Source organism: Microbacterium sp. 13-71-7 (assembly GCF_002257455.1).
Lineage (GTDB): Bacteria > Actinomycetota > Actinomycetes > Actinomycetales > Microbacteriaceae > Microbacterium.
Window position 1 is genome coordinate 1 of sequence record NZ_NCKN01000128.1, and the last position, 11,650, is coordinate 11,650.

Annotated in this window: 7 protein-coding genes; 5 read left to right on the forward strand and 2 right to left on the reverse strand. The window is 73.2% G+C overall.

What is annotated here, in order from left to right:
* Together B7X32_RS12825 and B7X32_RS12830 are read left to right on the forward strand one after the other, a co-directional pair.
* Window positions 1-788 (forward strand): PD-(D/E)XK nuclease family protein (locus B7X32_RS12825; RefSeq protein ID WP_292720159.1); only part of this gene is annotated, 788 nt, incomplete at its 5' end.
* 35 nt (window positions 789-823) lie between these two features.
* Window positions 824-4,348 carry an ATP-dependent DNA helicase gene (locus B7X32_RS12830; protein WP_292720172.1) on the forward strand — a complete coding sequence of 1,175 codons (3,525 nt, stop codon included), beginning with the start codon at window positions 824-826 and terminating at the stop codon, window positions 4,346-4,348.
* On the opposite strand, the gene B7X32_RS12835 is transcribed toward B7X32_RS12830, so the two are convergent.
* Entirely contained in the window at window positions 4,294-5,733 is a 1,440-nt protein-coding gene (locus B7X32_RS12835) for a phosphotransferase (protein ID WP_292720161.1), read from the reverse strand. The two genes, B7X32_RS12830 and B7X32_RS12835, sit on opposite strands and share 55 nt — an antisense overlap.
* Before the next feature lie 68 nt (window positions 5,734-5,801).
* Between B7X32_RS12835 and nudC the strand changes: the two genes are divergently transcribed.
* Complete coding sequence (gene nudC / locus B7X32_RS12840) at window positions 5,802-6,755, forward strand: NAD(+) diphosphatase (RefSeq protein WP_366246990.1); 954 nt, start codon at window positions 5,802-5,804, stop codon at window positions 6,753-6,755.
* On the forward strand, window positions 6,752-8,479 hold the full coding sequence (locus B7X32_RS12845) for an ATP-dependent helicase (RefSeq protein WP_292720164.1): 1,728 nt from the start codon (window positions 6,752-6,754) through the stop codon (window positions 8,477-8,479). The genes nudC and B7X32_RS12845 overlap by 4 nt, the downstream gene beginning before the upstream one ends.
* A gap of 755 nt (window positions 8,480-9,234) precedes the next feature.
* On the opposite strand, the gene B7X32_RS12850 is transcribed toward B7X32_RS12845, so the two are convergent.
* Window positions 9,235-10,704: a zinc-dependent metalloprotease gene (locus B7X32_RS12850; protein WP_292720166.1), complete on the reverse strand. Its 1,470-nt coding sequence runs from the start codon at window positions 10,702-10,704 to the stop codon at window positions 9,235-9,237.
* Window positions 10,705-10,836: 132 nt separating this feature from the next.
* On the opposite strand from B7X32_RS12850, the gene B7X32_RS12855 reads away from it, so the two are divergent.
* A partial coding sequence (locus B7X32_RS12855; protein WP_292720168.1) for a PDZ domain-containing protein occupies window positions 10,837-11,650 on the forward strand: 814 nt, incomplete at its 3' end.

Here is an 11,650-nt window from a genome sequence, read left to right on the forward strand (position 1 = left end):
CGTCGGCCGGGATCGGCACGATCGTGCACGCGGCGATGGAGCATGTCCCGGACGGCGACCTCGAGGCCATGCGCCGGATCCTCGAGGAGCGCTGGGGCGAGCTCGACTTCGAGACGCCGTGGATCGACGCCAAGGAGCGCCGCAGGGCCGACCTCTACCTGCAGCGCCTGCACGACTATCTGGCCGAGGTGCGGCGCGAGGGCGGCAGGGTGGTCTCCTCCGAGGGCGGATTCCGGTTCGCCGTCGACCTCGATGCCGAGCCGGCCGCGTACCCGGTGGACGCGGAGAAGCCCGCAGGGCAGGCCATCGTCAGCGGCTACATCGACCGCGTCGAGGCCTATCCGGCGGGCGGTGGCGAGCATGAGGCCGCCCGCGGGCGCACCTGGAACACGATGGCGGACGGCGCAGGAGGAGAGCGCGTGGTGGTCGTGGATCTGAAGACGGGCAAGTACGAACCGGGGACGGAGGCGCTCGTCGCCGAGCACGCCCAGCTCGCCGCCTATCAGCTCGCGGTCGAGCAGGGGCAGGTCGAGGACGCCGATCCCGCCGCACTCGCCGGCGCGCGCCTCGTGCTCGTCGCGCAGACGATCGGGCAGAGCCCCTACCGCGTCGCGCACCAGCACCGGCTGGGCGATGAGGCACGGGCCGCCTTCCTGGAGCGCGTGGCCGAGGCCGGGCGCGGCATGGCGGCGTCGAGCTTCACGGCCCAGGTCGAGGCGCACTGCGCCGACACCCAGGTGCGGATCAGTCCGTGCCGCATCCACACGATCCCGGCGGTGAGCGCATGAGCGGCGCGGGGGAGCAGGTCATCGCGGATGACGCCATGGTCGGCGACGGAGGCATCGGCGCCTGGGAGGGCGGGCACGGGATCGCCGCCACCGACATCTCCGCGGCCCTCGGGCTGCCCACGCCGACCCTGGCGCAGCAGCGCGTGATCGAGGCGCCTCCCGCTCCGGCGCTCGTCGTGGCCGGCGCGGGCAGCGGCAAGACCGAGACGATGTCCGGCCGCGTGGTCTGGCTCGTCGCGAACGGCCATGTCGAGCGGGACGAGATCCTCGGCCTCACGTTCACGCGCAAGGCCGCCGGCGAGCTGGCGGAGCGGATCGCGCTGCGCCTCGACCGCATCGACGAGTACGGCCGCCGCGGCCTGCTGCCTCATCTTCCGGAGATCGTCCGCACCGGCGCGCTCGACCGTGTCTCCGCGGCGACGGGTCCCGCGCAGCGCGCGGCGGTGCAGCGCGGGGTACTGGACGAGCTGGCCGTGCGGTTCGACACCGGATGGGATCCCTCGGCCCCCCAGGACGCTGCGGACCTCATCATCCGGCCGCGCGTGTCGACGTACAACGCGTTCGCGGACGGGATCGTGCGCGAGCACGCGGCGCACATCGGCCGGGATCCCGACGCCGCGATGCTCAGCCAGTCGGCGTCGTGGCTCATCGCCCGTGCCGTCGTGCTCCGCGCGGACCTTCCAGGGCTGGACGAGGTGGACCGCTCGCTGAACGGCGTGATCGACGCCGTGCAGCGTCTCGCCGGCGACGTGCTCGATCATCGTGTCGACCTGGACGCGATGGTCCGCATCGCGGTCGAGCAGGCCGAGGACTTCGAGCCCTTTCGCGGCAACGCCGACGTGGCCAAGGCCGTGGAGAACCTCCGCGCGATGCCGATCCTCGCGGATCTGGTGCGCGAATACATCGCCGAGAAGGGGCGTCGCGGCGTTCTCGACTTCGCCGATCAGGTCGGCGGAGCGTTCGACATCGTGCAGGCGTCCGCCGACGTGCGCGCGGAGCTGCGTGCGCAGCACCGGGTCGTGCTGCTCGACGAGTACCAGGACACCTCCGTGATCCAGACCCGGTTCCTCGCGGCGCTGTTCCGCGACGGCGCCGTGATGGCGGTGGGCGACCCGCACCAGTCCATCTACGGCTGGCGCGGCGCGAGCGCCGACAACCTGTACGCGTTCGGGCGCACGTTCGCCGCGGAGCGGACCGCCGAGACCTACAGTCTGATGACCAGCTGGCGCAACGACGAGCGGATCCTCGACGTGGCCAATCGCCTCCTGCTCCCGCTGCAGCGCCCGGGGCTCGACGTCCCGGCCCTCGAGCCGCGGCCCGGATCCGGCGCGGGCCGGGTGCAGGTGCACTACGGCGAGACCGCGGACGACGAGGCCGCGGCGGTCGCCGCCTGGTTCGCGGAGCGCCGCGCCGCGCACGACGAGGCGCAGGCCGGACGCCCGCAGGACGCCCGTCAGCACACAGGCGCGATCCTGTTCCGCTCCAAGCGGCACATGCAGACGTTCGCGGGAGCCCTCGCCGCGCAGGGCATCCCGCATCGGATCCTGGGCCTCGGCGGACTCCTCGCGACGCCCGAGGTCGTCGACGTGGTGTCGGCGCTGCGGGTGATCCACGACCCGACCGCGGGATCCGCGCTGATCCGCCTCCTCGTGGGGCCGCGCTTCGCGATCGGGGTCGCCGACATGGCGGCGCTCTACGACCTGGCGCGCGAGCTCGCCGTGCGGGACGGATCCCTCGCACCGCTGACGGACGACCTCAAGCAGCGCCTGCGCTCCTCGCGCGGCGCCGACGAGGCCGTCTCCATCGTCGATGCCGTCGACTTCGTGCGCTCCGCCCGCGACGACTATCGGCTGCTGGAGCGGATCAGCCCCACCGGGCGCGCGAGGCTGCGCGCGGCGGGGGAGATGCTGGAGCGACTGCGCCGCGCGGCCGGCCAGCCCATCCTGGAGCTCATCCGCACGATCGAGTCGGAGCTGCGGCTGGACATCGAGCTCGCGGTGAACGAGACGCGAGGCCCGGCCCGCGTCGCGGCGACCCAGCTGCGCGCGTTCGGCGACGAGGTGCGCGCGTTCCTCGTCGCGGACGACCGCGGCACGATCTCGAGCCTGCTCGCCTGGCTGGACAAGGCCGAGATGACGGACGAGCTCATGCCCCGCACCGAGCCGCCGGAGCCCGGTGTGGTGCAGCTGCTCACGATCCACGGGTCCAAGGGACTCGAGTGGGACGCGGTCGCCGTGGTGCGGCTCGTCGAGGACGAGCTGCCGGGGCGGATCTCCGACGCGCAGGGCTGGTTCGGCTTCGGCGTGGTGCCGTTCGCGTTGCGCGGGGACAGCGATGCGCTGCCGCGCTTCGCGTGGGATCCGGAGTCCGCCAGGGACGCCGCCGGCGACGATCCCCGCAAGCGCGAGAAGGCGGCTCTCGACTCGCTGGCCGCCGGCGTCACCAAGGCGTATCCGCACGGAGGCGCGCTGCGCCGGTTCAAGGACGACTACCGCGACTACCAGCGGGCGGAGGAGCGCCGGCTCGCCTACGTCGCGGTCACCCGGGCGCGCACGGATCTGCTGCTGACCGGCTCGCACTGGTCGGGGCAGAAGAACATGCGCAAGCCCAGCCCCTACCTGCTCGAGGCGATCGAGGAGCTCGGGCTCGATCCGCTTCCCGGCCCGGAGTCCGAGGACAACCCGTACGAGGGTGCGGCCCGCACCAGCGTGTGGCCGATGGATCCGCTCGGCGGGCGCAGGGAGCGTGTCGCGGGCGCGGCGGAGGAGGTGCGCCGAGCGATGGCGGACCCGTCCGCGCCGGCCCCGAGCGAGGAGCTCGAGCGGCTGCTCGCGGAGCGTGCGGCACGACAGCGCGGCACGGTCGCGGACGCGCCCACGCGCGTGCCCGCCTCGCGGTTCAAGGACTACGTCACCGACTACGGCGGCACGATCCGCGCGATCTCCCGGCCCATGCCGGAGCGCCCCTACCGGCAGACCCGCCTCGGTACGCTCTTCCACGCCTGGGTCGAGCACCGCTCGGGATCCGTCGGCGTCGGAACGTCCTTGGATGACGCACTGTGGGATCTGGACGACGATCTCGCCTCATCGTCCGGGGGAGACGCGAACCCCGTCGGCGACGAGGGAGACGAGATCGCCCGCGCCGACGCGGAGGACCTCGCGCGCCTGCGGGAGATCTTCGAGCGCAGCGAGTGGGCGCCCCTGAAGCCGATCGCCGTCGAGACCGAGATCGACTTCGCCCTGCCGGTCGGCGAGGGCGAACCCGCACGCATCGTGATCTGCAAGCTCGACGCCGTCTACCGCCGCGAGGACCGGGGCGGGCGGATCGAGATCGTGGACTGGAAGACCGGAAGGCCTCCGGCGACGGCGGCGGAGCGCGAGGAGCGCATGCTGCAGCTCGCCCTGTACCGGCTCGCCTATCACCGCCGGTTCGGCGTTCCCCTGGAGGAGATCGACGTGGCGCTGTTCTACGTCGCCGACGATCTCGTGCTGCGGGGCGACACCGTCTACTCGGAGGAGGCGCTGGTCCAGCGCTGGAACGCGGCCCGCGCCGCGCGGTGAGCTTCGGCGACATCGGAGTCGGAGCCCGCGATGCCGCCCTCGCTCGGCAGCAGCGTGCCGGGGCGGGTCGGGCGATCCTCGTCATCCTCCTCGTCCGCGAGCCTCCCCTGGGGGCCGCTGCCGGTGGAGGACGGCTCGCGGAGGTCGCCGAGATCCTGGGTGGCGTTCGGATCCAGGTCCTCGATCGCGCCGGTCGCCGTGAGGTCCTCCCCGGTGACGTCCGCCGGTGCGGGATCCGACACGCCCTGCTCGGCGGCCTCCTCGTCGGCCGCGCCCTCCGCACGGGCGGCGCCGCGCGGCCCGAAGGCGGAGGTGTCGTCCATCGAGATCCCGGCGAAGGCGCTCGCGTCGTAGGTGTCGGTCTGCATCGAGGTGTCGATCCGGGTCGCGCCGGTGGGGGGCACGCGGTCCAGGGCGGACATCGCCTCGTCCACGCCCGCACCGGCGCCCGCACGCGGGGCGAGGTCGTCGTGGATGCCGTCGGCGAGGGCGTCGAGCAGCTGCGCCGCGTCGTCGACGATGTCGGCCCGGTGCGTGTCGTGGCCGTGCAGCAGCCAGCGCGCCAGCTCGAGCTCGGCGAGCAGGCGCGCGCGCGTGGAGAGACCGGCGTCGGGGGCGCGCAGCGTGGCCGACGCGTACGCATCCAGCACGTCGGAGCGCGCGTCGGCGGCCATGGTCAGCCAGGCGAGGTCGACCGCGGGGTCGCCGATGGACAGGGCATGCCATCCCACGATGCCGGTGACCCGGGGGCCGCGCTCGTCGTCGTCCGCGAACAGGAACGACTCCGCGTGCGCACCGCCCAGGGTGACCGCGGATTCGAAGCGCCAGAGGTCGTCGGCCTCCACGGCCTCGCGCCACCGGACGGTGAGGCGCGCCGAGACGCGCCCGGTGGAGGCGGCGCGGTCGATGAGGAGGCGCACGTCGTCGCGCGCCTCGGCCGGCGACCGCTCGGCGAGGCCCGCGTTGCGCACGACGGACACGGGCAGTGCGTGCACGCCGGCGATCGCCTTGCCGATCGCGACGGCGGCGCCGGGGCCCGATGGCACGTCCGCGGCATCGATCTGGAATCCGGGCAGGAGCGTGGTGACCAGTGCGCGCGTGTCGCCGACGCGTCCGTCGCCGAGGTGCTCCGGGGCGGAGAAGCGCAGCATCGAGCGGGCGCCCGGTGTGAGCGCCCGCAGCGCCAGGCTCTCCTTGGCGAGTTCGGACGCGGTCTCGTCGTCGTTCGCCGCGCGGATCGCGACCTCCGTGCCGTCGGCCAGCGTCGCCACGGCGGAGTCGAAACGGGCGTCGCCATCGGACGAGAGGGCACGGGCGCCGACGACATCGGCTCCGGGCACCGCCGCCGTGACCGCCGCGGCTAGAGTGAAGGGTGAGCGAGCCATGTCACCAGGGTAGGTCGAGCCTCGTCCGCACAGGGCCCGCCACGCCTGTGAGAAGGGGAGTCGAGACCGTGCCGGAGACCGTCCCCGAACCCGATGCCGTCGATACCGCCGTCCTCGACGCCGCCGTCCTCGACGGCGTGGTCGCCGAGGGCGCCGTCCTCGACAGGGCGGCGGAATGGCGCGCCGATCCCCAGGTGATCGACCGGCTCCGTGCCGACGCGCGCACCGGGGTGCTCGTCGTCCGCGAGCGCCGCGTGCCCCTGGGCGACGGCCTGATCGTCCTGCCCGCCGGCGATCCGGTGCTCGCGCGCACCCGTGAGTGGGCGCTCCTCGGACGCCGCCCCGACGGCACGGGTCTGCTCCTCGCGCTGCAGGATCCCGAGGACGACACGGATGCGGACGGATCCTGGGCGCCGCGCTGGAGCGACCTCCGCGAGGCGCTTCCCGTCGTCGACGCGGCAGACGCCGAACTGGTCGTCTCCGCGATCGCCCTGGCCGGATGGCTGCGCGACGCGGGTTTCTGCCCCGCCTGCGGGAACCCGGCCGAGCTGCGGCAGAGCGGATGGTCCCGGCACTGCGGATCGTGCGGGCGGGAGCACTTCCCGCGCACGGATCCCGCCGTGATCGTGGCCGTGCAGAGCGCCGACGGCGAACGCCTGCTGCTCGGTGCCAACGCGCAGTGGAAGGGCCGCTTCCACTCCTGCTTCGCCGGTTTCGTCGAGGCGGGGGAGTCGCTGGAGACCACGGTGCACCGCGAGCTGTTCGAGGAGGCGGGAGTGCGCCTGCGCGACCTGGCGTACTTCTCCTCGCAGCCGTGGCCGTTCCCGCGCTCGCTCATGGTCGGCTTCCACGCCACCGCTGTGAACGAGGACGAGGCGCACGGCGACGGCGAGGAGATCATCGACGTGCGCTGGCTCACCCGTGCCGAGATCGGATCCGCCCTCGCCGGGAACGGCCCCGTCGGCCTCCCGGGGGAGGCGTCCATCGCGCACCGCCTCATCGCCGACTGGTATCGGCGGTGAGCGCACTCGACGGCCTCGACGAACGCCAGCGCGAGGCCGCGTCCGTGCTGCGCGGACCGGTGGCGGTGCTGGCCGGTGCCGGCACCGGCAAGACCAGGGTGATCACGCACCGGATCGCCCACGGTGTCGAGACCGGCGCGTACACGCCCTCGCGCGTCATGGCCGTGACGTTCACCGCGAAGGCCGCGGGCGAGCTGCGGGGTCGGCTGCGCGCCCTCGGCGTGCAGGGCGTCGCCGCGCGCACGTTCCACGCCGCGGCCCTCTCCCAGCTCGGCTTCTTCTGGCCGCAGCTGGCCGGATCCCCCGCTCCGGCGATCGTGGACAACAAGGTCCGGCTGCTCGCCCAGGCCGCGGACATGCTCCGCCTGCGGCCCGACACGGCGACACTGCGAGACCTGGCCTCGGCGATCGAATGGCGCAAGGTCTCGATGATGTCGATCGAGGAGGCGGCGGCGCGCGGACGATCGATCGGCCGTCTGGACGCCGGGCAGGTGGCCGAGCTCTCCGGCGCCTACGAGACGCTCAAGGACGACCGGCATCAGCTCGACTTCGAGGACGTGCTGCTCGCGTGCGCAGGGATGCTCGAGGCCGAACCCCGGGTCGCGGCCGCCGTGCACGAGCAGTACCGGCACTTCACCGTCGACGAGTTCCAGGACGTCTCGCCCCTGCAGCACCGCCTGCTCGAGCTGTGGCTCGGTGAGCGCGGAGACCTGTGCGTGGTCGGCGACGCCTCGCAGACCATCTACTCCTTCGCCGGCGCCGACCAGCACTTCCTGCTCGACTTCGAGCGCCGCCATGCGGGTGCGACCGTCGTGCGGCTCGAGACCAACTACCGCTCTGCGGCCGGCGTGCTGGGGGTCGCGAACGCCCTCATGAAGGGCCGTCCCGGGGCGCTCGAGCTCGTTCCTGCCGTGGCTCCGGCCGTCGCGGAGCCGCCCGCCGTCGCCGCGCCGGATCCGGCGGTGGTGGCGTTCGACGACGACGCGGAGGAGGCCAGGGCGGTCGCCGCGGCGATCGCCGCGCGCATCTCCGCCGGCGTGCCGCCCGAGGAGATCGCGGTGCTCTACCGCGCCCATTCCCAGTCGGCGGCCGTGCTGCAGGCGCTCGCCGCGGCAGGGGTCGCCGCCACCGTGCTCGGCGGCAAGCGCTTCTTCGATCTGCCCGAGGTGCGTCAGGCCGTGCAGGCTCTGCGGGCCTCCGCCGTCGCGCCGCAGCAGCACTCGTTCCTGGGCGCCGTGCGCGATGTGCTGCGCGGGCTCGGCTACACGGATGATCCGCCCGAGGCCGGGGGTGCGCTGCGCGACGCCTGGGAGGCTCGCCGCGCCGTGCTGCGCCTGGCGGAGGACGCGCCCGCGGGCACCACGATGCGCGCCTTCGCTGACGACCTCTTCGCCCGGGCCAAGGACCAGCACGAGCCCGTGCTGCGGACGGTGACGCTGTCGACGCTGCACGCCGCGAAGGGTCTGGAGTGGCCGCACGTCTATCTGATCGGCTGTTCCGAGGGCCTGCTGCCGATCTCGTACGCGACGGGCTTCGAGCAGGTCGACGAGGAGCGGCGGCTGGCCTACGTGGGCGTCACGCGGGCCGCGACAACGCTGACGATGACGTGGTCCAGGGACGTGGATCGCGCAGGGCGGCGCCCATCGCGCTTCCTTGCGGAGATCGGCAGAGGCAGTCTGCGTGAAATCCGGCCGACCGCGATGATCGCCGACCTTCAGGGCTGATCCGGATCATCCGGCCCGATCCGTCCCGCACGGCCTCGCGCCGCGCGGCGAGCAGCTCCGCGACCGCCTCTGCGGCCGCCGCGATCCCGCCGAGCGGGATGCGGCCCGGATCCCGCTCGAGCAGCTGCACGTGCAGCGCCGCCCACGCCGGATCGCGGTCGCGATCGTGGGAGTCGCGGCAGGACAGGCAGGGCGTGCGACCCGGCGTCACCAGAGGGCCGACCGTCGATCCGCCCGCGTCGAAGGCCACAGGCAGGTGGGCTCTGTCCGCGGACAGCAGCGCCGCGGCGTCCCGCGCGGGAACGGCGCCGTGACGGACGAGCACCGCGACCGCGGCGGAGTCGTCCACGGCGTCGACGCCGGCATCGGCGAGCGCCTCCTCGAGGCGCAGCAGCGTGCGGGCGCCGACGACGGGCGACGGCACCAGGCGCGCGGTCTGCCGGGGGACGATCTCGATGAGCACGGGCGCGAGCTGGGCGCGCAGCCTGCGGGCGGCGGGCAGCGGTGCGCCGATCCCGTGCGCGACGACCTCGAAGGCGCGGGCGGGGATCCCTCGTGCGAGCTCCTGCAGCATGAGGGGGATCCAGGGCGCGCGGACGGGCAGCGTCAGCACCGGGTCGGCGCCGAGCTGCACGGTGTCGGCGTCGCGCCACAGCACGGGGTGTGCGGGGTCGAGTCGGATCGTGCGCATGCCCGATCATGACCGGATCCGCGCCCCGTGCGGGGGCACGATGCGGAATCGGTGGAGAACTCGCTCAGACCGGCTTCTCGCCGGAGCCCTCGCCGGATCCGCCCGCCTCGCCCGTGCCGGCGTCTCCCGGACCGCCCTCGGTCGGACCGTCCGCGTCCGCCGGACCGTCCGCGTCCGCCGGACCGTCCGCGTCCGCCGAGCCGTCCTCATCCGCCGGGCCGCCGAAGTCCTCGCCGCTGAGCAGTCGCTCGAGCGCCTCGTCCATCTCATCCGGTGCGGGCTGCTCGCCGCGGGCGCGCGCCTGCAGCCGTGCGACGAGCGCGGCGGGGTCGTCGATGTCCGAGGCGTCCGGCATCAGATCCGGGTAGTCCCAGAGGGCGTCGCGGGCCTCCACGCCGACGGCGTCGGTGACGGCACGCCACATCGCGGCGGCCTCACGCAGCCTCCGCGGACGGAGCTTCAACCCGACCAGCGCGCCCAGGGCGTCCTCGGCCGGTCCGCCCGCGGCACGGCGACGGCGTGCCGCCTCCGCGATCCGGGCGCTATCGGGCAGGCGAGAGGTGGCCTGCGTGGTGACCACGTCGACCCATCCGTCGATCGTCGCGATGAGGTTCTCCAGCCGCTCCAGGGCTTCGCGCTGCGCGTCCGACAGCTCGGGCAGGAGCGCCCCGCCCTCGATCGCCTCGCGGAGCTCCTCGGGATTGGACGGATCCAGCCGCCCCGCGACGTCCTCGAGCTTGTCGACGTCGACCGTCACGCCCTTCGCGAACTCGGTGATCTGGGTCATCACGTGCAGGTGCAGCCAGCGCGCGTGCCGGTAGAGCCGCGCGTAGGCGATCTCCCGGGCGGCCAGGTACAAGGCGATCTGATCCTCGGGGATCTCCAGGCCCTCGCCGAACGCGGCGAGGTTCTGCGGGATGACCGCGGCGGTGCCGGCCGGGAGCACGGGGATGCCGACGTCGCCGCCGGAGACGACCTCCAGCGAGAGGTTGCCCAGCACATGCCCGAACTGCATCGCGAACACCGAGCTGCCGATCCCGCGCATCAGGCGTCCCGCGCCCTGCACCATGCCCTGCATGTCCTCGGGGGTCTGTCCCTCGAGGGCGCTCATCAGCGCGTCGGCGATGCTCGTGGAGACGGGGGCGGCGACCTCCTTCCAGATCGGAAGGGTCTGCTCGACCCACTCGCCGCGCGTGAGCGCCCGCGGAGCCGAGCCGAGCTCGGAGATTGTCGTCGCCTCTCCCACCCACAGATCCGCGAGCGCGAAGGCGTCCGCGATCGAGGAGCGGGAGCCCGCGTCGATGCCGAGGCCGTCCCGATTGGCGATGTGCAGCGCCTGCCGGAGCGTGGTCTCCCAGGGGTCGCCGCTCATGGCGTTCTGCATCTGATGCATCATCTGCTGCATCATCGCGGGGTCGAGGTTCAGGCCCTCCATGCCCTGCAGGGCACTCAGGTCGAAGTCCTCTGCGGATCCGCCGAGCATGCGACGGAGGAACTGCATGAAGTCGTCGGAGTTCGGGTCGTTCTCAGCCATCGGAAGCCCTCTCAGCACGTGTAAAGCCCGTGCTGACTACGCTAGTTGCACCACCACAGGATGCGCCGGGAACGGGCCGCTCCGCTGTACGCCGCTCGCGAACGAGCATTCGAACCCCGCCCTGGAGGCCCTGTGACGATCAGCCCCGCGCCGAGCGGTCCCGAGCAGACCGGGAACGAAGGCCCCGATGCGGTCGTGACCAGGTCGGCGCGTCGCGCCTCCCGGCGGACCAGGATCGGGCTCATCGCGTTCATCGCATCGCTCGCGGCGCTGCTGGTGCTGACCTTCCTCCCGCTGCCGTACGTGATCGAGCAGCCGGGCCCCGTCTTCAACACGCTCGGCGAGGTCAAGGACGCGAAGGGGAAGGGCGTTCCGCTGATCTCGGTCACTGGCGCGGAGACGCATCCGACCAAGGGCGCGCTGGATCTCACGACCGTGCAGGTCGTGGGCAACCGGGAGAACCCGCCGTCGTGGATGCAGCTCGTGCTGGCGTGGTTCGACCCGTCGAAGGCCGTGGTGCCCGTGGACGCGGTGTTCCCCCAGGGCGTCACCTCGACGCAGCGCGACCAGGCCAACCAGCTGATGATGGTCGACTCGCAGCAGGAGGCCACCGCGGCCGCGCTGCGCGAGCTCGGCCATGACGTGCCGGTCACGATCCAGGTGGCCTCGGTGACCGACGACGGTGCCGCGCACGGAATCCTCAAGGCCGGCGACACCGTGATCGCGGTGAACGGGGCGAACCCGGCGGACACGGACGCGATGCGCGCGGAGATCCAGCAGTCCGGCGGATCCCCCGTCGCACTCACGATCGAGCGCGACGGGACGCGCCAGGAGGTCTCGATCCCACCGAAGAAGCAGACCGACAACGGGACGAGCCGGTGGCTGCTCGGCATCACGCTGCAGCAGGAGTACCACTTCCCGATCGACGTGAAGCTGCAGCTGGACA

Bases quoted from the DNA above. Each gene is read 5' to 3' on its own strand.
- B7X32_RS12850 (WP_292720166.1), bottom strand. From the start codon at position 10,704: ATGGCTGAGAACGACCCGAACTCCGACGACTTCATGCAGTTCCTCCGT.
- B7X32_RS12835 (WP_292720161.1), bottom strand. From the start codon at position 5,733: ATGGCTCGCTCACCCTTCACTCTAGCCGCGGCGGTCACGGCGGCGGTG.
- B7X32_RS12830 (WP_292720172.1), top strand. From the start codon at position 824: ATGGTCGGCGACGGAGGCATCGGCGCCTGGGAGGGCGGGCACGGGATC.